The organism is Nostoc sp. EspVER01 (assembly GCF_034530635.1).
Lineage (GTDB): Bacteria > Cyanobacteriota > Cyanobacteriia > Cyanobacteriales > Nostocaceae > Nostoc.
Map to the genome: position 1 here is coordinate 20114 of NZ_JAVRCS010000028.1, position 21169 is coordinate 41282.

Sequence of the window (21169 nt, forward strand, 5' to 3'; positions counted from 1 at the left end):
ACCGCAAAGGGCGCACAGGAAAATAGATATGCAGAAGTACAAGTTGAAGGGTAAAAGGCAGATAGCGTTGAAAATTCAAAATAGGAAAGGGCTGATTTATGCTTTGGTTGCTGTTTTTGCGTGCTTACTTTTAACTTGTAATTTTTCTCTGGCGGCGACAGCTGAGGCGAAACATTACACAGAATTGCAGCTACCACCGCTACCTGAGATTAAGTTACCCAAGTATGAGCGGTTTGTGCTGCAAAATGGCTTGGTTGTCTATTTAATGGAAGATCACGAGTTACCGTTGGTGAATGGTACAGCGTTTGTACGAACAGGGAATCGCTTGGAACCAATGGAAAAAGTTGGGTTGGCTGGTTTTACAGGCGCAGTAATGCGAACTGGAGGAACTAAGAACCATTCGTCTGATGAACTCAACGAAATATTGGAACAACGGGCAGCATCTGTGGAAGTTGGTATTGGTGAAGCTTCTGGTAGTGCTAGCTTTGACGCCCTCAGTGAAGATTTAGAAACAGTGTTTGGGCTGTTTGCTGAGGTACTGCGATCGCCTGTATTTGCTCAAGAAAAGTTAGACTTAGCTAAGACACAAGCCAAAGGTGGCATTGCCCGTCGTAATGACAATCCAGATGGGATTGCTAGTCGGGAATTTAAAAAATTAATCTATGGGAAAGATAGCCCTTATGCTCGCACTACAGAGTATGCAACGGTAGATAAAGTTGAGCGTGAAGATTTGCTCAAGTTTTATCAGCAATATTTCCATCCCAATAATATGATTTTGGGGATTGTGGGTGATTTTGATGCTAAGAAAATGCGATCGCTCATTCAAGCTAAGTTTGCCGATTGGCAGCGTAACCCAGGTATTGCTAAACCCACATTACCAAAGGTTTTACCAGCTAATACAGGTGGAGTCTTTTTTGTCAATCAGCCACAATTAACCCAAAGTAGTGTACTTATCGGGCATTTGGGCGGACGTTTCGACAATCCAGATTATGCAGCGCTGGATGTATTAAATGGAGTGTTAAATGGATTTGGTGGACGCTTATTTAATGAATTGCGATCGCGTCAAGGTTTAGCTTACTCTGTATATGGCCAGTGGAGTCCCCGTTTCGATTATCCTGGCATATTTATCGCTGGTGGACAGACGCGATCGGATGCTACCGTCCAGTTTGTCAAAGCCTTACAAGCTGAAATCAAGCGCACCCAAACTCAAAGAGTGACTGCAAAAGAACTGGCTTATGCCAAAGAGTCTACACTCAACTCCTTTGTGTTCAACTTTCAAGATCCCAGCCAAACCTTATCACGGTTGATGCGATACGAATATTACGGCTATCCTGCCGATTTTCTCTTTCGCTATCAAAAAGCCGTCGCCGCCACCACAGCAGCCGATGTCCAACGGGTAGCACGAGAATATCTCAAGCCAGAAAAGATTGTGACTTTAGTAGTGGGGAATCAAACGGCCATTCAACCGCCATTGACACAGTTAGCTAAACAGGTGACACCAATTGATGTAACGATTCCTGGTTCTCAGCCACAGGCAAAGAATTAATAGCGTAGATGGGTAGACACTCAATATCCAAATAAAATCGCAAGGCTCAGATCCCCGACTTCTTAGAGAAGTCGGGGATCTTGTTGTTCAAATAATTTTCTCCATTATCGGGAAATGACTAAGGACAAATTGGAGTAACAAGTAGAAACTAAATCAGGAACCAAAACCTCTGGAGTTCCCAGAGGTTTTTTCTTTACTCTATTCATCTTTATAACAGCGATCGCTCCAGCATACTTCTATGAAGCAACAAAAATTGTCGCAGCGAATTAGTCAACTAGAGTAAGCTAAATCTAGGTTTCAACTACTGGGAGTGGAGATGATGTTGTTGGAATTAAAGCGCATCCATGTTCCACCAGGACAAAGAGTGCTACTGCGAGATGTAACCTGGCAGGAATTGGAAGCAATTCTAGAAGATTTAGGGGAACACCGAGCAGCACGAATTGCTTATGATAGGGGAATACTGGAGATTATGGCATCACTGCCAGAACATGAATATGACAAAGAAATTATTGGTGATTTAGTCAAAGCTCTTTTGGAAGAATTAGACATTGAGTTTAGATGCCTTGGTTCTACCACTTTCAAAAACCAAGCAATGGCTCAAGGTATAGAACCCGATCAGTGTTTCTATATAAAAAATGAATCTAAGATTCGCGGCAAGAAGCGGCTAGATTTAACAGTAGATCCTCCTCCAGATTTAGCTCTAGAAATTGATATTACTTCTCGCACTCATCCTAATATTTATGAAGCTCTAAAAGTGCCTGAACTTTGGCGTTTTGATCGAGGAAAACTCAAAATTAATGTTTTGCAAGAGGGACATTATGTAGAATCTCAAAAAAGCTTAAATTTTCCTCTATTCTCACTAATTGAAGCAATTCCCCAATATCTGGAGCAAAGTACAACAGCAGGTAGAAATGCAACGCTCAAAGCTTTTCGTCTTTGGGTACAAAAACAGATACAACAGCAATAACTTCTACTATCACCATAATTCACAACACGCAGCAGATTTCAAGTTAGCGAAGTACATAATCTAGCCTACCGTAAAGCATAAATAAATACATTTGTATAACCCAAAACCCAGATGTAGAGACGAGATTTATCACGTCTTGAAATACCCTGAATTCTGAATTCTGACTCCTGAATACTGAATTCTGCTGTATAACTATTGCCAACCTTAGAATTAGCGGATAAATTGTACTTATTTTAAGTTATGATTACCGCATTTTAATCTATGTTTGTTAAACCCAAAATATTTTTATCATCGCTTGCATTATTACTCAGTTTTGCAAGTCTATTTCTTAGTGCTTGGATTATTCTTCCTGCTCCAAACATGTTTTTACTCACACTAGCAGTAGGAGCGCCAGAAGTCAGTCCTTGGTTATTATTATTAAATTTGCTCTTTTTATTGCTGTCTTTATTCTATATCCGTCGCCGTAAATTACAGCGTTTAATTTGCATTTTCAGTTTAATCGGATTGCTAATTTGTGGATGGGTGCTAGTAAATATCCCACCAACTCAAATGCAGATGGCTAAAGCTATGAAACAAGGGCTGGGAGCAAATTATCTAGAGCAAATTCCCGTTCAAGTAAGGGCTAAAATGCAAACCCATCCCTTTGACTTAGTTAATTTCTTCTGGGGTATTCCATTAGGGAAAACGCGTCATCAAAAAGATATTCTCTTTGCTTCTCCTGGGGGAGTACCTTTAAAAATGGAAGTTTACCAACCTTCAAAAGTAGGCAAATATCCAGCAGTGGTAGTAATTTATGGTGGAGCTTGGCAATATGGCAATACTCATGCCAATTCTGAGTTTAATCAATATATTGCTAATCATGGATATACGGTATTTGCGATCGACTATCGACACGCACCTCAATATCAGTTTCCATCTCAGTTAGATGATGTGCGTACAGCCCTAAATTTTATTCGCAAACATGCAGCTGAATATGAAGCCGATTCAGAACGTATGGTACTTTTAGGACGTTCTGCTGGGGCACATTTAGCAATGCTAGCGGCTTATCAACCCGATGCACCACCCATTCGTGCTGTGGTGAACTATTACGGGCCTGTTAACTTAACTGAAGGATATAAAACACCACCAAATCCCGATCCTATAAATTCTCGCGCTGTTTTAAAAGCATTTCTTGGTGGTTCTTTAGAAGAATTGCCTAATCAGTATGAAATTGCTTCACCGATAAATTACCTAACCCACCCTTTACCGCCAACTTTATTAATTTACGGCAGTCGCGACCATTTGGTGCAAGCGCGATTTGGCAAACAAATGTACGAACGTTTACATGACTCTGGCAACACTGCGGTTTTTCTAGAAATTCCTTGGGCAGAACACGCTTTTGATGCTGTTTTCAACGGTGTGAGCAATCAATTAGCGTTGTATTATACTGAGAGGTTTTTGGCTTGGGCGTTGTTCAGGCAATGATTTGATTCGCAGACTCATTCACAAGTATTAAAAACTCAACACTCCTTACTCCTTTTGAGGCCAGCGCCAATTGTAGCGATTCCATTCATACATACCTTGAATTTCATATTCAGCGCCGTTAAAGAAGCGGACGACGCAATTAGTAGAGGAATCATCGCTGCATCTACGCCCGTCGTAGACATCGCTAATTTCCTCGACCTTAATCACCATACAGGGAAACCATTCCCGCTTACAAGGCCCATCTTTTTGCACCCATTCCCATAGTGCATTGGAAACTTCAATGCGATCGCCTACTCTTAACTTCAGTGCATCCTCAAAATAAGAATACTTGTCAAAATGATATGACTCAACCCGATTCAACCACTGTAAACCATAGCGTTGACGAATAAATTGTACCGTCCCAGAGTCATTTTCCAGCAACCAGTCGTTGAGTAATTGCACTTTCCAAGTGCGGTTGCGTTGTTCTTCATCCTTAACAAATTGTAAAAATGCTTCTAACTCCTCTGAGGTAAGTTCGTCTAAAGGATTAGCAATATTTGACTTCCCAGAGGTAGAATTTCCCTGAATTTGCTCAACCACTTGCAGTAATATCTGTTTCTGCGTGTCAGTGAGAGGACAGCTTGCTGCATCACAATCATTAAAGGCTGCGAACATAGCTACTTCAATCTCATCTGGAGTCATAAGTTCATAGCAATTGAGGGGTTATTCCCCTAATTATTACAAATGTTAAATTCAAGTCTCCAATCACCCTGTAGTTAAATTCAGGTAAGCTGAGGTTGTAAGTTAAATATTGTTTGCTAAATTAACTCACGGGGTCTTTTATGCGGTTGCGTTCACTCACGGTCGTTTTGATTTCATGTCTCATTACCCTTCTATCGTGGGTGATTATTCCCCCAGCTGTAGCCCTGACACAGATTAAACTATTTGATGTCTCTTATAAAGATTGTCCACCAGAACTAGCAGAAGGGGCTGTTATCAGTAGCGGTAGTGCTGCCGCCAATTGTTTTCTTGTCGTTGGCAAGGCAGAAAATGGCACTAATAAAACAGTCTACGACGCAGATATTTTTGGACGCATTTATGATGCAAATAATGACTCGGTAATGCAAAACCGCACTCGCTTAGGCTCTATTACCGAGGTGCCACCAGGTATTAGCGATTTTGAATTGAGAATTTCTGTACCGGCAAATCAGCCTACTCCGTTGAAGCTGAAGCAATTCAAGGCTGCGGGGTTTAGCGGTCAAGTGCGTAAGTAATTCGTAATTCGTAATTCGTAATTCGTAGTATTCGCCAAAGGCGAGAAACAGGTACGTAATTAACGTAAGTTGCTAGTTAGTGTCGCATAATGGTATTTTTTGATAACTAGCAACTTGGGTTAATTAGTAATTCGTAAAAAATCGTAGAGACGCTTGTATACTTAACGTCTCTACTGAATTTTTTACCAAAGTAGTAATCAAAATCTTTCTATAAGGGCAGGCTAGCTGGAATGGCACTCAGAAGCCCACTAACTAGATTGAGTGCTAAGAAAGCTAAGATCGGCGAAAAATCCATACCGCCCAATGGGGGAATAATTGAGCGGAATAGATTCAGATAAGGATCGGTTATCTGGGCTAAAGCGGCAAATGGCTGGTTATACCAGTTGATTGTCGGGAACCAGGTTAACAAAACCCGGATAATTAGCAAATAGCTATAAAAGCTGACAAAGGTAATTAGTGTTGTAATCAGTAAACTCATGGATAGCTTTGTTTCCTACTAGGTGTCAAATGCGGTCTTATCTTTTAATTTTAATTTAGTCCAAAGTCAAAAGTGTTTGCGGATTTCACGTTTACCACACTTGACACTTTCACCACGCCTGAACAAACTTCAGGAGTCTTTAGTGAGGGAGCGGTCATTGGTTGGTTGGGGTGAACTGCTATTAACATTTCCCAGTTGCTTTCGCACTTCATCAATTGTGGCATTTAGCTGGGCAATTTTATCTTCTAGCGATCGCCTGGCCGTTTCTATGCCGATGCTTTCGCTTTCTGAGGCTTTCATCTGACGCCGCTTTGCTGCTATTTTCTTAGCTTCGGCTTGACTATCTGTCAGTTCTGTCTCCTCTTCTATTAGCAATTCTGCATCGCGTCGAGAAGCAATCAGCGCCCCGATAACACCGCCAAATATGCCACCAACAAACGCCCCTGCTACAAAACCACTGCCAAAACCATCTCGCTGACTCATATCTTTACCGCCTTCAACAAACCTTGCAACTTTTACAGTAGTTATGCTATTTACCTGCCCTAGCTGCATACTAGCTTAAGTCCCAAAGATGCGATCGCCTGCATCTCCCAATCCCGGTACAATATATCCCTTGCTGTCCAGTTTTTCGTCAATAGTAGCGGTGTAAATTATTAAACCTGGATAAGCTTCACTCAATTTTTGTAAAGCTGGTGGAGCCGCTACTACACAAACAATCCGCGTCAGGGCTGGGTCAGCACCCCGTTGTGTCAATTCTGCCATTGCCGCCATCATTGACCCTCCGGTTGCCAACATTGGATCGGTAACTAACACTCGTGTTTGGGGGTCAAATTTTTCTGGTAACTTGTTCAGATAACAATGAGGTTGCAGTGTCTCTTCATCTCGCGCCAAGCCAAGGTGGTAAATCGATGCTAAAGGCAGTAAAGTCTGCGCTCCCTCTAGTAATCCTAGCCCAGCCCGCAAAATCGGCACTACTGCCATAGGCACTTGCGGATCAATCACCGTTGCTGGACAGGTATCTAAGGGACTCTGTACTGCTGTTTCTTGAGTCGGCAACCAGTCTCGTGCAGCTTCATAAGTCAGCCATCTTCCCAACTCAGTCATGGCACTGCGGAACAATACTGAAGGCGTGCCTGCATCACGGGCAACTGCTAGCCAGTGCTTGATCAGGGGATGGGGTGGAACATAAACGCGCAATTGTAGCGTCATAGCCAGAAATAGGCGCCTTTTTATTGTATAAGAACTGAAACACCATAATACTCTTTCCTGCATCCGGCTGACAGCTTAAAATTAACAATCTCAATTTTATTGATAAATATTTTCATTAGTAGTTGACATTAATTCTCAATCAAGGCTATATTCTTATAAAGTGTTCTCCTCTCTTTTAAGGATCGGCAGACGGGATTAGCCAGCAGTAGCAGGCTCGTCCCTCTTTTTTTTGATTAGTCATTGGTCATTTGTCATTAGTTAAATTAAATATCGATTGACTCTAGACAAAGGACAAATAGTTCTCTACGTTCGCGCAGCTTTCGCTTTAGCGATACGCTCAGTACAAATGACAAAGGACAAATGACAAATGACAATTGACGCAATCGTAATTGGGTCTGGGATTGGCGGATTAGTAACAGCGACCCAATTGGCGGCGAAGGGAGCAAAAGTGCTGGTACTGGAATGTTATTTGATTCCAGGTGGTAGTGCTGGTTATTTTGAACGCCAAGGCTATCGATTCGATGTTGGCGCATCAATGATTTTTGGACTGGGACAGAACGGTACAACCAACTTACTCACCCGTGCATTATCAAGTGTAAATGTCAGCCAAGAAGCGATCGCAGATCCGGTACAGATTCACTATCATCTACCCCAAGGTTTAGACCTGAAGGTTGATCGAGTTTATGAAAAATTTTTGCAAAATCTTATTGCTCATTTTCCCCATGAAGAACAAGGGATTCGTCGCTTTTATGACGAATGTCAAAAAGTCTTCAAGTGCCTCAACAGTATGGATTTGCTGTCACTGGAAGAACCTCGGTATTTACTGCGGGTATTTTTTCAGCATCCTTTGGCGTGTCTCGGTTTAGCTAAGTATCTGCCCCAAAATGCCGGGGATGTGGCGCGGCGTTACATCAAAGACCCGCAATTATTGAAATTTATCGATATGGAATGTTATTGCTGGTCGGTTGTGACCGCTGACATGACACCCATGATTAATGCTGGAATGGTCTTTTCTGACAGGCATTATGGCGGAGTTAACTATCCCAAAGGCGGAGTCGGACAAATTGCCCAAAAACTAGTCGAAGGTTTAGAGAAGGCTGGAGGTCAGATTCAGTACCAAGCTAGAGTCACCAAAATTCTTACAGAACAGGGAAAAGCGGTAGGTGTGCAACTGGCTAATGGTAAAGTATATCGGGGTAAACGCATAGTTTCTAATGCTACACGCTGGGATACATTTACACAATTATTACCAGTAGAAGCAATGCCCTATAATGAGAAAAAATGGCAACAAAACTACCAAAAATCTCCAAGTTTCTTGAGTTTGCACATCGGGGTAAAGGAGTCAGTTTTACCTGCGGGGACTGAGTGTCACCATATTTTGCTGGAAGACTGGGAAAAAATGACAGCAGCAGAAGGCACAGTGTTTGTTTCGATTCCCACATTGCTTGACCCAGATTTAGCACCAAATGGATATCACATCATTCATGCCTTCACACCTCACTGGATTGATGATTGGCAAGAACTCTCTCCGAGTGAGTACGAAGCGAAGAAAGAAGAGGCGGCTTGGCGAATTATTGACCGCCTAGAGAAGATTTTTCCCGGTTTAGATGCCGCATTGGATTATTTAGAAGTGGGGACACCGCGCACCCATCGCCGCTTTTTGGGTCGTGAAGATGGCACTTATGGGCCAATGCCCCGGCGTAAGTTGTGGGGATTATTGAATATGCCCTTTAATCGCACAGCGATTCCAGGACTTTATTGTGTAGGCGATAGTACTTTTCCGGGTCAAGGTTTGAATGCAGTCGCTTTTTCTGGGTTTGCTTGCGCCCACCGCATTGCCGTAGATTTAGGATTGTGAAGTACCCCTTTACAATTTTGTCAAATGCTATTGACGCTCTCGATTCCAGGCTTTGACCAGATGTATGGCTGAAATGGTTTATCAAGAGGCGTTTTAGCAATGTGGTTTGTGTAGTTGTGCATCACTTTAATTGCTATGCCCAGAATGACTTCTAGTACTTGTTGCTTATCATAACCAACTGCTAAAAATTCCTGAATTTCAGCATCTTCAACCCAACCCCGTGCTTGAATCATTCGTTGCGTAAAACGGCGTAGTGCTTGCAATTTTGGCTCTTTGAGTGGTGTATTATCACGTAGTGCTTGAATATCTTCACTCTTCATACCCATAATCTTTGCCAAGCCGGAGTGGGCTGCCATGCAGTAGTGACACTCGTGTTCATAATTCACAGTCAAATAAATGATTTGCTGTTCAATTGGGCTGAAACTTGTCGTAGCAAACAAATCCCATAGTGCCATCGAACCTTTGAGTAATGCAGGTGCTTGGGCGAAAACTCCCTCTAAATTTGGAATAAACCCAAACGTTTGTTGTGCGTGAACTAATGCTGCTTTAGAGTCTTCAGGCGCGGTATCAATCGTGTAAATGGTAAATTCCATTGGTTGTTGCCTCAAATGTACAAAAAAAGTAGACAAGTTTGTCTACTAAAAGTTGGTGCTATTGTATTTCAAAGGAGACAAGCTTGTCTACTCATTTAACTATGACTACTGAATCAAGTCACGCTCGGCAACAAATCCTGGAAACGGCTTCTGAACTCTTCTACCAGAAGGGTATTCAGCATGTCGGTATTAATGAAGTCATTGCAGTCTCAGGTGTTGCTAAACGGACGCTTTACCGTTGGTTTCCTTCCAAAGACTTATTAATCGAGGAAGTGATGAAATATCGCGCTATCCAGTGGTTATGCTGGTTTGAGGATGCAGTTTCAGAGCGAGGCATTACACCCAAAGAACGCTTATTAGGAACGTTTGATGTGTTGCGTGAGTGGTACTCAAGCCCCAATTTTCGGGGTTGTCCGTTCATCAATGCTGTTTTGGAAATTGCCGATACCTCTCATAAAGCACATCAGGTTTCGGTAGACCTACGTGAGTCAATTCGACAAATTATTGTGCGCTTGGCGGCTGATGCAGGCGTTAAAAATCCAGAATTCTTTTCGCAACAGTACCTTCTGCTGATTGGAGGAGCCAGCTTAATGGCAACAATCGAACAGTCACCGAACGGAGCAATATTTGCTCAAAGTGCGCTCTCGGTTCTGATTGATGCCAACATAGGAAATTGACATGAACACATGGTCAATTACACAAAATAAATTAGGTAGACTTCGCTTATATAGTCGCGATTTCTAGTTGTTCGGTGTTCTGCTACAAGATGTAAGTCAACTTAGTTAACAGGGCTAGATGATTTGAATTTTACTTGCAGCTTTTGTAGCTTTTTTCCTAGCCTCTTGGACATTAATACCTTTCGCTAAAGCTACGCCCATTCGCCGATATGGATGAGCATTAGGTTTACCGAATAATTTAATATCTACATCTTTTTCCGACAAAGCATCGGCTACACCACTAAAAGCAATAGAATCAGATTTTTTGGAAGCTAAAATTACTGCACTGGCTGATGCTCCTAGCAGTTCTATGTGAGGAATTGGCAAGCCTAAAATAGCTCTTAAATGTAGTTCAAACTCATTTAAATTTTGTGAGATTAATGTCACCATTCCCGTATCGTGAGGTCTGGGAGAAAGCTCTGAAAAAATCACTTCATCTTTGGTAATGAAAAATTCAACGCCAAAAATTCCGGCTCCTCCTAAAGCATCAGTGACTTTGATAGCTATTTCTTGAGCTTTTAATATTTTATCTTCAGAAATCTCTGCGGGTTGCCACGATTCTTGATAATCGCCTCTTTCTTGACGATGACCAATGGGAGAGCAGAAAATTGTCGGCGCATTCCACTGTTTAATTGTCAGTAAAGTTATTTCAATTTCAAAGTTAATAAACTCTTCTACAATGACTTTGTGAGTGTCTCCTCTAGAATTAGCGATCGCATAATTCCAAGCCTTCTCAACTTCACTCTTATCCTGCACTACAGACTGACCTTTCCCTGATGATGACATCACAGGTTTAACAACATTGGGAAAGCCAATTTTATCCGAAACTGCAATTAATTCTTCTAAAGTTGTTGCATAACCATATTTAGCCGTTCTGATACCCAATTCTTGATGTGCTAGTTCCCGAATTCTATCGCGGTTCATTGTATAGTTCGTAGCAGCCGCAGTCGGAATAACTGTAATCCCTCTCTGTTCAAATTCGATCAGTTTTTCTGTTCGGATTGCTTCAATTTCTGGTATAATAATATCTGGCTGATGTTTTGTCACTACAGCTTCTAAATCATCAGCACTGAGCATAGAAATAACTTCATAAGCATCAGCAACCTGCATTGCCGGAGCATTGGCGTAGCGGTCAACGGCAATCACATAATTACCAAGACGTTGAGCAGCGATCGCAAATTCTTTGCCCAGTTCTCCTGAACCCAGCAACATCAATTTTTGGGGCAACTTAATACTCATTAACTTATCCAGGTCAAGATCAATTCAATCATCTTATAATTTTTTGTGTTTTCATTCCTAACTTCTCAAGAATTAAATATAGCTTTGCGTAGTTCTAAATCTTGACGTTGTAGATAATTTAAACCAATACCTGTGCCAAGCTGACACTTATCTACTAAAGTCTCTACCCAAATAGTCTCGTTCAGAGTTGCACCTCGTAAATCTGCATTTCGCAAATCGGATTTTGTGAAATTTACAAATAAGAGGTCTGCATTTACTAAACTACTACTTTGTAGATTTACTTCTGACAAATTTCCTCGTATGAAGTTGACACCATCTAAAATTAAACCAGATAAATCTGCTCCCATAAGATTAGGAAACTTTAGCTGACTGGGATATTTAAAAAACCGCATTATACAGATTATATTGGCTTCATTTCGTTGAATTTTGGTTAAAAAATCATAACGAGCTATGCCCAGTTGCTTAAGGATTTCTAGACGCTGTGGAGGACTTTGTTCTAAAAAATGGATGGCTGTATAGCGTAGGTCTTGAGTAGAGATGTTTAACATGATTTTCAGATTGTTGTGATACTTGTGTTAATCAATAAATTAACAAATCATATAGCAGTCTTAAACCATTTATAAAAAACAAGAACCCCAATTTCTCAAAAAATTGAGGTTCTAAGTTTATTGATAACTACATAGCTAGTTATGCTAATAATGCTTTCGTAGCAGATTCACCTGCTAATCTCACTTGCCTTGTCAACTGCAAGTTTAACCATCCTAGAAAAGTTAACTCAGCGAGGAATGCCATAAAAATTGTTGTCGTTCCAGAGCCTTGTATACCAGCCCAAGGAAAAGTTGAAAACAGCCATACAGTAGACATCACAGTAGACACCTCTGAAGTGATGCCGATAAATCCTAAAATTATCGGTGGTAGTAACACTGCTGTACCTATAATCCGAATTGCCCAGGAAGAACGTTTGGGAGTTTTCAGCAAAAGTATCAATTGGGCTATGGTAGCATAAATCATGATTACGCTGATAGACAAAGCTATAGCTAAAAGTACTTTAAACCTGTCAACATCGTTAACCAGCCAAGTTTGGTCATTGTTAGTATCAAAAACAGATGTAAATGAAATCCAAACTAGCCAGGGTATAGTAACAATTGTAAGATTAATTGCGATCGCCACGAGTGCAGGGCTTTTTTCGGCCCAAATTAAATCCTGCCAAATACTCTTGTGGCTAGAAACTCCCTGATGTCGATATCTTGCCCAATCTTGTACATCTTGACGGTGAGGGGAAAGAACTGCAATTAAACTTAAAATCAACACCAAGTTGTACGATGCTAGCAAAATGTAATTTTCCCCAAATTGTTGATCTAATGTGTAACTATTTTCACCAATTTGTAAAGTAAAACCCCAGATCATCAACTGGCAAAACGCTACTAATAAATAACTTTGCTTCTTGCTAATTATTGAGGCTTGAGGATTACGAAAGCAACGTTTAAGAATGTGCAAAATTCCGTAACTGCACAATCCCAAGTTTAATAAATGAAAGCCAAGAATACTAATAATATTTCTCCCTAATGGGAGATAGAAAAATTGCAGTTTTTTAATATCCGAGCCATTGGATAGATTAAACAAGTTAGGAAATAAATAATTAGTTGTATCCCAAGGATTAAAAAGTCTAAACCAAGCAGTTGAACTATTCAAACTGTGGTTATAAGACGATGCGAGTAACATCGTTATGAACAAAAACATAAAAATTACACCACTAACTAATAAACCTAACAAAGGCTGAGAACCACTAAATGAACGGCTAAGTAAGCTAAGTAGTAGTGCCGCACTGTAGAAGAAAATACAGCTAGTAGCAAGAATTGTGTAGTAAGCCAAAATGTAACTAAAAGCAATTTTGGCAGAAAGCCCAGCCCATAAATGTAAAGGAACTGCTACTAAAATCAGGAGATAAATTAAACTCGGAACTCCTAGCAACTTGCCAGTCAATATACTTGTTTCTGATTGGGGACTAAGACGGATAAAGTTTAGTGTGCCGCGAGTTTCTTCTTTAGCGAAATCGTTAATTAGCAAATAAGTTCCTGCAACTAGTAGTGTAAATAGAAAAATTACACTCAATGTTAAGAATATATATTCCCAATGATCTCGCCACCACAACTGCCAATCAATTTGATTTGGGGGACAAAAATTTTTTGAAAAAAAATAATTTAACTCATCAATTTTAGATTGATTTGATTCCTTGAAAGCCTGTGTTTGTTGCGGTTCATATATTTGACGTAAACGACAGTATGTACCAGTTAGGGAGTATTCATTATTAGGAAGATTACTTAAATGATATAAGAGAACTACCAGTTGCAATAGTAAAGATGTTACAACTACAATCGCTACATTAACAAATTTAAATTGTCCTTTGAGTTCGCGGAATAATTGCGGATTCCAATCGCCGATTTTGTCTATTAAGTTGAGCATAGTATGACAAACTTATCCAAAAATGGTGAGTGAGATTTATTGATAAATCAAGATGCTTGTTTGTGACCTAATTTTAAGAAAATACTTTCTAAGTCTTCTTGCGTACAGTGAAAATCAGTTAGAGGAATGCCCGCTTTAATTAGCGATCGCAATAACTCAGCACTATCTTCATCTTTGCCTGAAAAATTCACCCGCACACTATTTTTTCCTGATATTACCTCCCACTCTTCTACTAAAGGATGATATTTAAGCTCGCTCAAAAGTGCCTCTAAGTTCCCTAGAGTTGATAACACAATTTGCTGATGGGCCAAACGTTGATAAAGTTGCTGTAGGGAAGTACTTTCTACTAAGAAGCCAAGTTCCATAATTCCTACAGAAGTACAAATTTCCGCTAAATCACTGAGAACGTGGGAGGAAATGATGACAGTCATCCCAGCTTCTTGCAAAGCCTTAATAATTTCGCGAAAGTGCATCCTCGCAATAGGATCAAGCCCAGAAACAGGTTCATCTAGTAATAGTAAAATTGGTTCGTGGATAATGGTTCGCGCTAAACTTAAACGCTGTTTCATTCCCCGCGACAATGTAGAAATCTGACTATTGCGTTTATTACCAAGTTGAATAAGTTCTAAAACTTCATGTAAGCGTTTAGTACGGCGCGGTTCTCGCAAACGATATAAACGCGCAAAGTAATCTAAGTAATCCCAGACTGTCAAATCTTCATATAGTGGGTAGTCATCGGGTAAATAGCCAAGATGACGCTTAAGTTTGAGGTTACTTGTGTCACGGATGAGGCGATCGCCATTAATATAAATCTCACCCGTAGTTGGTTCCTCAGCAGTTGCCAACATGCGGATGAGAGTTGTTTTACCCGCGCCATTCGGCCCAATCAGCCCATATACTTCCCCCGCTTGGATTTCTAAATCAACATCATTGACAGCAACATGTCGGTCAAATTGCTTAGTGAGTCCACGGGTGCAAATTGTTAATTCTTTTACCATCGCTGCTAGGGTGCGGCTTGTGATTAACCGCTAACCTAACTTTTTTTACAGCTTTTGTCAGCATGGTTTCAGAAATTGAAACTAGCTTTATGTAAAGCTGCTTTGAGCCATAGGCATTATTTACACCACTTTATCAAAGCTTTGAACAATGCCAAATATTAAGTTTTGCTACGGGGAATACTAAAGCTAGAAATCTCTAGGTGTTCTCAGTTAATCAGGTCAAAGCTGTATGGATTTTGAATCAATTATGAATATGCCTGCGATCGCGCAAGCTATTGCTTATGCTATTGAAGATGGTAGGCAATGGGGATTATCTTTTGCCAACAATTTTTATTGGGTAGGTAATAGAGATAATATTGCAAACTGAATGATATTAGAGTCAACCGCTTGGTCAGTAGGCAACGGCATTTTCAGTGGATTCATCGGACTAGCGGGAATACCCACTGATATTACGATTACTTTATATTCCAATGTAAAACTAGCATCAGCTCTTTTTGCTCTTTATGGCATTGATACAAGAAGCGAATTTGCACGACTACCAGTTTTAGCTGCTGCGGCTGGAGTGGGTGTATCTGAACTGGCTAATCAATTAGGAACTAAAGTAGCTCAATAATTGCCATTCACCACTCTGACAACGAGCCAAAATCAGCCGTACTGCCTCAGCTTCTAAAAAAATCCGTTCTTGTGTCTGGTCATCAAAAGGGCGATTCAGACAACATACATCTAAAAAAATTAAAAACTCCATCGGTACATTTTGCTAGGTATGATATTTGATCTGTAAGCATTTACCTAGTAATCATCAGCTATGACCCAGAACTACCGCATTACTCTACTACCCGGCGATGGCATTGGCCCTGAAATTATGGCAGTGGCGGTAGACGTGCTGAAAGTCGTAGGGAAGCAATTTGATCTGAAGTTTGAATTCCAGGAAGCCCTCATCGGTGGTGCAGCAATTGATGCCACAGGCGAACCCCTACCATCTGCAACTCTAGAGGCTTGCCGTAACAGTGATGCTGTATTACTCGCAGCCATTGGTGGCTACAAGTGGGATTCCCTGCCATCCAATTTACGCCCAGAAGCAGGTTTGTTAGGATTACGTGCAGGTTTAGAATTATTTGCCAATTTGCGCCCAGCGAAAATTTTGCCGCAGCTAATCGACGCCTCGACTTTGAAACGCGAAGTTGTGGAAGGCGTGGATATTATGGTGGTGCGTGAACTCACTGGCGGGATTTACTTCGGTAAACCTAAAGGGATTTTTGCCACAGAAACAGGTGAAAAACGCGGTGTAAATACAATGGTTTACACCGAGTCGGAAATTGAACGGATTGGGCGGGTGGCGTTTGAAGCGGCAAAAAAACGCGGCGGCAAACTTTGTTCGGTGGATAAGGCGAACGTATTAGAAGTATCTCAGTTGTGGCGCGATCGCATCACCCAACTTTCACAAGAATATCCAGATATCGAACTCTCTCATTTATATGTAGATAATGCTGCTATGCAGTTGGTACGCGCTCCCAAGCAGTTCGACACCATTGTTACAGGCAATTTGTTTGGTGATATTCTCTCTGATGCTGCTGCCATGCTCACAGGTAGTATTGGGATGTTACCCTCAGCTAGTTTGGGCGCTTCTGGGCCTGGTGTGTTTGAACCAGTTCATGGTTCCGCCCCAGATATTGCCGGACAGGATAAGGCAAATCCTTTAGCACAGGTTTTGAGTGCCGCGATGATGTTGCGCTACGGTTTAGACCAACCAAAAGCGGCAGACCAGATAGAGCAAGCCGTATTGCAAGTTTTAGAACAAGGCGATCGCACAGGGGATATAATTTCTCCAGGAAAAAATCTCCTTGGTTGCCGCGCTATGGGAGACTCACTCATCAAAGCGATCGAACAAAAATAAGTTTGTATAGCAACTTGGGCAATTTGGCAACCTTTGCCATAAGTTTCGGGTAGACTAAAGGGAAATCTAGCAATCAAATAACAGTCGATAGTGTACGCATTACGACAAGGACAAGCAAATTTTACCGCCCCAAAAAACCAATCGCCTTTGATTGATCCCTCTGTAATCAGAGCTGCTGGGCAGATATACTATACTCACTGTGAAGTCCATCCCGAAATAGCTGGGCAACCTTCCGGTGTAGCAATTAATCGTGTGACTCATCGAGGTAAGGTTATTTTTACTAACCAACCAGTTCTTTTACCTCAAGAGTGTTTTGTGCCCTTAAGTCAAATTGAATCCCACATGTATTAGTCATTGGTCATTAGTCATTAGTCATTGGTCACTTGTACTGAGTTTCGACTGCGCTCAACTACCGCGTAGTCGTTGGCGTAGCCTCTCGTAGAGAAGTATTAGTTATTGACAAAGGACAAATGACAAAGCACAAATGACACAGGACAAATGACAAAGGACAAATGACTGTATGGACATTTTGTTCGCCATCCCGGCGAGTGTAATGGTCTTTGCTTTGGGTGCATCTATTGGTAGTTTTCTCAATGTTATTGTTTATCGCCTACCTGCTGGGTTGTCAATTCTTTGGCCGCCTTCTCGTTGTCCTAAATGCTTCAACCAGCTAAAAGCTTACGACAATGTACCAGTATTCGGCTGGATTTCCTTAAGAGGGCGGTGTCGATATTGCAAGAGCAAAATTTCTGTCCGTTATCCTGTGGTAGAAGGGGTAACGGGCATAATTTTTTTACTAATTTTTTTGGTATTTCAAGTTTCGACTTTAACAATAGGCTATTGGGCTTTTTGCAGTTGGTTATTAGCGCTATCGCTCATTGACTTAGATACAATGACCCTACCTAATCCACTTACTCAGTCGGGTTTAGTGGTGGGGATTTTGTTTCAAATGGTAGTTGGTTTTCTACCAGAAGGTAGTTTTGTGGAATTGGTAAATCACCTGATAATGGCGATAGTTGGTGCAGTATTAGGCTTATGGCTATTTGATGCGATCGCCTTATTGAGTTCAATTGCCTTTGGGAAAACTGCAATGGGTGCAGGTGACGCCAAGTTAGCAGCTATGATGGGAGCCTGGTTAGGCTGGAAATATTTGCTCTTGGCTAGTTTTATTGGCTGTGGGCTGGGAGCATTAATTGGCATAGGTATTTTGATTATGCAGCGATCGCAACAAAAATTAGGACAAAAAATACCTTTTGGCCCTTTTCTGGCTTTAGGATCTGTGATTACCCTGTTTAGCGGCGAAGCCATTTTGTCTAGCTACCTGCGGTTATTTTTTCCAGCCTCTTGAATTGAAATATCGAGCTGGGAGTGGGGAGCAGGAAGCAGGGGAGCAGGGAGCAGGGAGATGAGGGGACAAGGAGATAAACAGAACTCCTAACTTCTAACTCCTAACTCAGCACTCCCAATGCCTTTTCATAAGAAATATTTATAATTCGTGACTGTAACCAACATTACCCCATCTGCCCTTCACATTTTGATAATATTCAGCTTGTGACTTGTATTACCCTCTTAACGACGATTAACCGTTGGCAAGTACAACTACTGCAACAGATGCTGATTGTTCAAAACCCAGCAATACAAATAATTGATTAGGGTGGGAGGGGGAAAGCATCTTATTTGGAGGTTGGTATTCTCATGGTTTTGTCACTACGTCCATATAATTAAGTCTGCTGAAAAAAAGAGCAAGAGACTTGTATTGGTATAAGTATTTTCGTTAAGCTGGCAACCAAAGACGAAAATTAAGGTCTGAATTGCTTAAAAACGTAGTTTAACGATGTAGCCATTAGTCTAAATAAAGAAAAATGACTAATGACTAAGGACAACCCAATACGGTTTGACATGTTTTCGACCTCATACCCACTTAAAATAAAATAAAAAATGGCTAACAACGAAGAATCACGTGGTTTAAAGTCTCTATTTGATTGGTTTGCAAATCGACGGAAGTCAGGATCTACCAGCCTCGAACGCCAAGAACGTGAAATTGCTGATGGTCTGTGGCACAAATGTTCTAAGTGTGGCGTGTTGGCATATACAAAAGACCTGAAAGCCAATCAGATGGTTTGTGTCGAATGTAATCATCACAATCGGGTAGACAGTGATGAGCGCATCCGCCAATTGATAGATAGCAATACCTGGAAACCGCTGGATGAGCATTTACGTCCAACCGACCCGCTAGAATTTCGCGATCGCAAACTCTACAGCGATCGCTTGCGGGAAACACAAGATAAAATTGGCTTGATAGACGCAGTTAAAACTGGTTTAGGTCAAATCAATGGTTTGCCCATTGCCCTTGGGGTTATGGACTTCCGCTTCATGGGTGGTAGTATGGGTTCGGTTGTGGGAGAAAGACTCACCCGGATGATTGAGCAAGCCACTCAACGGCGGTATCCTGTAGTTATCGTCTGCACCTCCGGCGGCGCGAGAATGCAAGAAGGAATGCTTTCTTTGATGCAGATGGCGAAAATTTCCGCAGCCTTACAGCGCCATAAAGACGCTCGATTATTATATATTCCCGTTTTGACCAATCCGACAACGGGCGGCGTTACCGCTAGTTTTGCAATGTTGGGCGATATAATTTTGGCAGAACCCAAAGCAACCATTGGTTTTGCTGGTCGGCGAGTGATTGAGCAAACCCTGCGGGAAAAACTACCCGAAAATTTCCAGACTGCTGAAGATTTGCTCCAGCATGGTTTTGTGGATGATATCGTACCCCGTACCCAATTAAAGAACACCCTAGCCCAGCTGATTGCTCTACACCAGCCTGTATTAACAACACCTCACATGGTTTTGTGGGAAACAATGTCTTTAACTTCTACCGCCGCAGAATAAATAAAGTTTGGGGAATGGGGCATGGGGCACAAGAGGCAGAGGGGCAGAGGGGAAAAACTTACTGCAACTTCCCCCCCTGCTCCCCTGCTCCCCTGCTCCCTAACTTCTTTGTGGCTCTTGGAGAAACATGAGTGGAACAAGGGCTACTAGTCGGAATACACCAGAGAGGACAAACAAAGTTAGTAAACCTCCAGACTGAGCAAATTGGACGATGAAACTGCCTATAGTTGTGCCTAAAGCGCCACTTACTCCAGCAACGGCAGCTGCGATCGCAAAATAGATAGACTGATTTTTAATTGGTGCGATCGCCAATTGTATATTGTTACTGCACAAATCAATCGCTGCCCAAGTACCTCCAGCTAAAATGTGCAATAGTGGCAACCACAGCCAAATATCAAGGCGATTAATACTAATTCCCAGCCACAGAAATGGTGTGACTCCAACCAAAATCCCAATACAGATGAGGATGGGACGATTGCCTATCTTGTCTGCTAATTTTCCCCACAGAATGAGCATTAGCAAAGTCGCCCCCGCTTGGAGGCTGTTGTAGATAGTCACGTAACTTACATCTAAATCCAGCGTATCCAGCATATAGAGGTTAAAGAAAGGACTGCTGAGGTTAACAGCAAGTGTCCAAAAGCTGAAATACAGCAGAAATACCAAAAAGTTAGAGTTTTTCCAAACACTGTTAGCTAATTGGTTTTGTGGTGGATGAATTGATTGAAGCACTTCAGAGGATTCTTCTTTTACAACCTCTGATTGAATCTCACTTGTTTGAGTTAACTTGCCATAATAAGTGTTTTGCGATCGCGGATTCATATCCACCTGGAAATATTGACACCCTAATCCCATAATTCCAAAGACAACGCTTACCAGTAGAACTACCCCATAACCTTGTAGAGATCCCCCATACCAATGTGATACAACTAGACCAGCTATTGGTACGCAAACCAAATTAGTTAGACTAGCGGCGCTACTGCGTAGCCCAAAAAACCTACCTCGCAATCGTCGGGGAACTATCATTGCCACCCAACTTAGCCACGATGCGGTTCCTAATCCTCCCAAAAGATTGCTGAATAGAACAATCAAGAGTGTCAATATCACTAACTGGTGAGCATCAACCACTCCCCAACTGGCGCTGGCAATACCAATTACTAAAATCAGCCATAGCAGCCGACCAATTCCGTGTGTCCGCAGCGAATATTGAAAACGGCTGGTGCTGCGTTCCGACAAGTAAGCACCCAACGGCTGAATAAGATTGACCAACATCGGGATAGAGCAAAGCATCCCAAATACCACTGGACTAGCACCCAATTCCACCAATAAATTGCTGAGTAAAATCCCGCCAGTTCCAAGAGAGTAAACCGATGCTAAGACAGAATCCGCAGTGGAAGCTTTTAAACTAGTGCGAATAGTATCCTTGGGAATTCGAGAGTTTGGAGAGATTGCTGTTGGTGCTGAGGCAATCTGGGGAAATTCTAGAGCCAGTGGCGCAGTTGTTTCAGCCTGAACAGAATCCATAATCTATGTTTATGGGTGAAGTACCCTGGGATAAACCCGGTTGTAGAGAAAGTCAGTATGCTTCAATTAGCATTGCTGATA

The 21169-nt window shown here is 41.7% G+C and carries 23 protein-coding genes; 12 read left to right on the forward strand and 11 right to left on the reverse strand.

Features of this window, described 5'->3' with window-relative positions; genetic code table 11:
• Positions 1–28: 28 nt before the first annotated feature.
• The 3 genes from RMX69_RS21300 (at position 29) to RMX69_RS21310 (ending at position 3977) form a co-directional block, all read left to right on the forward strand.
• Complete coding sequence (locus RMX69_RS21300; RefSeq protein WP_322638653.1) at positions 29–1546, forward strand: pitrilysin family protein; 1518 nt, start codon at positions 29–31, stop codon at positions 1544–1546.
• Positions 1547–1865: 319 nt separating this feature from the next.
• Positions 1866–2513, forward strand: a complete 648-nt coding sequence (locus tag RMX69_RS21305) for a Uma2 family endonuclease (RefSeq protein WP_322638676.1) — start codon at positions 1866–1868, stop codon at positions 2511–2513.
• 261 nt (positions 2514–2774) lie between these two features.
• Positions 2775–3977, forward strand: a complete 1203-nt coding sequence (locus RMX69_RS21310) for an alpha/beta hydrolase (protein ID WP_322638654.1) — start codon at positions 2775–2777, stop codon at positions 3975–3977.
• Positions 3978–4022: 45 nt separating this feature from the next.
• Here RMX69_RS21310 and RMX69_RS21315 read toward each other — a convergent pair whose 3' ends face one another.
• Positions 4023–4658, reverse strand: coding sequence for a hypothetical protein (locus tag RMX69_RS21315; RefSeq protein WP_322638655.1), 636 nt, complete (start codon positions 4656–4658; stop codon positions 4023–4025).
• A gap of 140 nt (positions 4659–4798) precedes the next feature.
• On the opposite strand from RMX69_RS21315, the gene RMX69_RS21320 reads away from it, so the two are divergent.
• The gene (locus RMX69_RS21320) at positions 4799–5230 is read left to right on the forward strand and encodes a biotin carboxylase (protein WP_289795890.1); all 432 of its coding nucleotides are present in this window, start codon (positions 4799–4801) and stop codon (positions 5228–5230) included.
• 208 nt (positions 5231–5438) lie between these two features.
• Here RMX69_RS21320 and RMX69_RS21325 read toward each other — a convergent pair whose 3' ends face one another.
• The 3 genes from RMX69_RS21325 to upp all read right to left on the reverse strand — a co-directional run bounded on the left by RMX69_RS21325 (position 5439) and on the right by upp (position 6917).
• On the reverse strand, positions 5439–5708 hold the full coding sequence (locus RMX69_RS21325; RefSeq protein WP_194042243.1) for a YggT family protein: 270 nt from the start codon (positions 5706–5708) through the stop codon (positions 5439–5441).
• A gap of 129 nt (positions 5709–5837) precedes the next feature.
• On the reverse strand, positions 5838–6191 hold the full coding sequence (locus RMX69_RS21330; RefSeq protein WP_289799934.1) for a hypothetical protein: 354 nt from the start codon (positions 6189–6191) through the stop codon (positions 5838–5840).
• A gap of 75 nt (positions 6192–6266) precedes the next feature.
• A complete protein-coding gene (gene upp, locus RMX69_RS21335; RefSeq protein ID WP_289795889.1) occupies positions 6267–6917 on the reverse strand; it encodes a uracil phosphoribosyltransferase in 651 nt (216 codons plus the stop codon).
• Between the two features lie 367 nt (positions 6918–7284).
• On the opposite strand from upp, the gene crtH reads away from it, so the two are divergent.
• Positions 7285–8775: a carotenoid isomerase gene (crtH, locus tag RMX69_RS21340; RefSeq protein WP_322638656.1), complete on the forward strand. Its 1491-nt coding sequence runs from the start codon at positions 7285–7287 to the stop codon at positions 8773–8775.
• A gap of 20 nt (positions 8776–8795) precedes the next feature.
• Here crtH and RMX69_RS21345 read toward each other — a convergent pair whose 3' ends face one another.
• Positions 8796–9368 (reverse strand): carboxymuconolactone decarboxylase family protein, encoded by a 573-nt coding sequence (locus RMX69_RS21345; protein WP_289795887.1) that lies wholly within the window; start codon positions 9366–9368, stop codon positions 8796–8798.
• Between the two features lie 101 nt (positions 9369–9469).
• On the opposite strand from RMX69_RS21345, the gene RMX69_RS21350 reads away from it, so the two are divergent.
• Positions 9470–10045, forward strand: coding sequence for a TetR/AcrR family transcriptional regulator (locus RMX69_RS21350; RefSeq protein WP_289795886.1), 576 nt, complete (start codon positions 9470–9472; stop codon positions 10043–10045).
• A 114-nt stretch (positions 10046–10159) separates the two neighbouring features.
• On the opposite strand, the gene purT is transcribed toward RMX69_RS21350, so the two are convergent.
• The 4 genes from purT to RMX69_RS21370 all read right to left on the reverse strand — a co-directional run bounded on the left by purT (position 10160) and on the right by RMX69_RS21370 (position 14784).
• Positions 10160–11323 carry a formate-dependent phosphoribosylglycinamide formyltransferase gene (purT, locus tag RMX69_RS21355; RefSeq protein ID WP_322638657.1) on the reverse strand — a complete coding sequence of 388 codons (1164 nt, stop codon included), beginning with the start codon at positions 11321–11323 and terminating at the stop codon, positions 10160–10162.
• A gap of 65 nt (positions 11324–11388) precedes the next feature.
• Entirely contained in the window at positions 11389–11871 is a 483-nt protein-coding gene (locus RMX69_RS21360) for a pentapeptide repeat-containing protein (protein WP_289795884.1), read from the reverse strand.
• A 139-nt stretch (positions 11872–12010) separates the two neighbouring features.
• The gene (locus RMX69_RS21365; protein ID WP_322638658.1) at positions 12011–13786 is read right to left on the reverse strand and encodes an ABC transporter permease subunit; all 1776 of its coding nucleotides are present in this window, start codon (positions 13784–13786) and stop codon (positions 12011–12013) included.
• 47 nt (positions 13787–13833) lie between these two features.
• Positions 13834–14784: an ABC transporter ATP-binding protein gene (locus RMX69_RS21370; protein WP_289795882.1), complete on the reverse strand. Its 951-nt coding sequence runs from the start codon at positions 14782–14784 to the stop codon at positions 13834–13836.
• Positions 14785–15013: 229 nt separating this feature from the next.
• On the opposite strand from RMX69_RS21370, the gene RMX69_RS21375 reads away from it, so the two are divergent.
• Both RMX69_RS21375 and RMX69_RS21380 read left to right on the forward strand, forming a co-directional pair.
• Positions 15014–15151: a hypothetical protein gene (locus RMX69_RS21375; RefSeq protein WP_289795881.1), complete on the forward strand. Its 138-nt coding sequence runs from the start codon at positions 15014–15016 to the stop codon at positions 15149–15151.
• A complete protein-coding gene (locus RMX69_RS21380) occupies positions 15152–15397 on the forward strand; it encodes a hypothetical protein (RefSeq protein ID WP_289795880.1) in 246 nt (81 codons plus the stop codon). It begins immediately after the preceding gene.
• Here the strand turns inward: RMX69_RS21380 and RMX69_RS21385 are convergent.
• Entirely contained in the window at positions 15374–15529 is a 156-nt protein-coding gene (locus tag RMX69_RS21385) for a hypothetical protein (protein WP_289795879.1), read from the reverse strand. The two genes, RMX69_RS21380 and RMX69_RS21385, sit on opposite strands and share 24 nt — an antisense overlap.
• Positions 15530–15589: 60 nt before the next feature.
• On the opposite strand from RMX69_RS21385, the gene leuB reads away from it, so the two are divergent.
• From leuB to accD, 4 genes are all read left to right on the forward strand, one after another.
• On the forward strand, positions 15590–16678 hold the full coding sequence (leuB, locus tag RMX69_RS21390; protein WP_322638659.1) for a 3-isopropylmalate dehydrogenase: 1089 nt from the start codon (positions 15590–15592) through the stop codon (positions 16676–16678).
• A gap of 90 nt (positions 16679–16768) precedes the next feature.
• The gene (locus RMX69_RS21395) at positions 16769–17029 is read left to right on the forward strand and encodes a hypothetical protein (protein ID WP_069070883.1); all 261 of its coding nucleotides are present in this window, start codon (positions 16769–16771) and stop codon (positions 17027–17029) included.
• 169 nt (positions 17030–17198) lie between these two features.
• A complete protein-coding gene (locus tag RMX69_RS21400) occupies positions 17199–18026 on the forward strand; it encodes a prepilin peptidase (RefSeq protein WP_289795877.1) in 828 nt (275 codons plus the stop codon).
• 590 nt (positions 18027–18616) lie between these two features.
• Positions 18617–19567: an acetyl-CoA carboxylase, carboxyltransferase subunit beta gene (accD, locus tag RMX69_RS21405; protein ID WP_322638660.1), complete on the forward strand. Its 951-nt coding sequence runs from the start codon at positions 18617–18619 to the stop codon at positions 19565–19567.
• A gap of 99 nt (positions 19568–19666) precedes the next feature.
• Here accD and RMX69_RS21410 read toward each other — a convergent pair whose 3' ends face one another.
• Positions 19667–21088 (reverse strand): MFS transporter, encoded by a 1422-nt coding sequence (locus tag RMX69_RS21410; RefSeq protein ID WP_322638661.1) that lies wholly within the window; start codon positions 21086–21088, stop codon positions 19667–19669.
• Positions 21089–21169 lie beyond the last annotated feature (81 nt).

Excerpts from the sequence above, each read along its gene's own strand:
- crtH (WP_322638656.1), top strand. The coding sequence starts at position 7,285 with ATGACAATTGACGCAATCGTAATTGGGTCTGGGATTGGCGGATTAGTA.
- RMX69_RS21320 (WP_289795890.1), top strand. The coding sequence starts at position 4,799 with ATGCGGTTGCGTTCACTCACGGTCGTTTTGATTTCATGTCTCATTACC.
- purT (WP_322638657.1), bottom strand. The coding sequence starts at position 11,323 with ATGAGTATTAAGTTGCCCCAAAAATTGATGTTGCTGGGTTCAGGAGAA.
- RMX69_RS21330 (WP_289799934.1), bottom strand. The coding sequence starts at position 6,191 with ATGAGTCAGCGAGATGGTTTTGGCAGTGGTTTTGTAGCAGGGGCGTTT.
- RMX69_RS21305 (WP_322638676.1), top strand. The coding sequence starts at position 1,866 with ATGTTGTTGGAATTAAAGCGCATCCATGTTCCACCAGGACAAAGAGTG.
- upp (WP_289795889.1), bottom strand. The coding sequence starts at position 6,917 with ATGACGCTACAATTGCGCGTTTATGTTCCACCCCATCCCCTGATCAAG.
- accD (WP_322638660.1), top strand. The coding sequence starts at position 18,617 with ATGGCTAACAACGAAGAATCACGTGGTTTAAAGTCTCTATTTGATTGG.
- RMX69_RS21315 (WP_322638655.1), bottom strand. The coding sequence starts at position 4,658 with ATGACTCCAGATGAGATTGAAGTAGCTATGTTCGCAGCCTTTAATGAT.
- RMX69_RS21385 (WP_289795879.1), bottom strand. The coding sequence starts at position 15,529 with ATGGAGTTTTTAATTTTTTTAGATGTATGTTGTCTGAATCGCCCTTTT.
- RMX69_RS21410 (WP_322638661.1), bottom strand. The coding sequence starts at position 21,088 with ATGGATTCTGTTCAGGCTGAAACAACTGCGCCACTGGCTCTAGAATTT.
- RMX69_RS21380 (WP_289795880.1), top strand. The coding sequence starts at position 15,152 with ATGATATTAGAGTCAACCGCTTGGTCAGTAGGCAACGGCATTTTCAGT.
- RMX69_RS21365 (WP_322638658.1), bottom strand. The coding sequence starts at position 13,786 with ATGCTCAACTTAATAGACAAAATCGGCGATTGGAATCCGCAATTATTC.
- RMX69_RS21345 (WP_289795887.1), bottom strand. The coding sequence starts at position 9,368 with ATGGAATTTACCATTTACACGATTGATACCGCGCCTGAAGACTCTAAA.
- RMX69_RS21400 (WP_289795877.1), top strand. The coding sequence starts at position 17,199 with ATGGACATTTTGTTCGCCATCCCGGCGAGTGTAATGGTCTTTGCTTTG.
- RMX69_RS21325 (WP_194042243.1), bottom strand. The coding sequence starts at position 5,708 with ATGAGTTTACTGATTACAACACTAATTACCTTTGTCAGCTTTTATAGC.
- RMX69_RS21350 (WP_289795886.1), top strand. The coding sequence starts at position 9,470 with ATGACTACTGAATCAAGTCACGCTCGGCAACAAATCCTGGAAACGGCT.
- RMX69_RS21370 (WP_289795882.1), bottom strand. The coding sequence starts at position 14,784 with ATGGTAAAAGAATTAACAATTTGCACCCGTGGACTCACTAAGCAATTT.
- RMX69_RS21300 (WP_322638653.1), top strand. The coding sequence starts at position 29 with ATGCAGAAGTACAAGTTGAAGGGTAAAAGGCAGATAGCGTTGAAAATT.
- RMX69_RS21375 (WP_289795881.1), top strand. The coding sequence starts at position 15,014 with ATGGATTTTGAATCAATTATGAATATGCCTGCGATCGCGCAAGCTATT.
- leuB (WP_322638659.1), top strand. The coding sequence starts at position 15,590 with ATGACCCAGAACTACCGCATTACTCTACTACCCGGCGATGGCATTGGC.
- RMX69_RS21360 (WP_289795884.1), bottom strand. The coding sequence starts at position 11,871 with ATGTTAAACATCTCTACTCAAGACCTACGCTATACAGCCATCCATTTT.
- RMX69_RS21310 (WP_322638654.1), top strand. The coding sequence starts at position 2,775 with ATGTTTGTTAAACCCAAAATATTTTTATCATCGCTTGCATTATTACTC.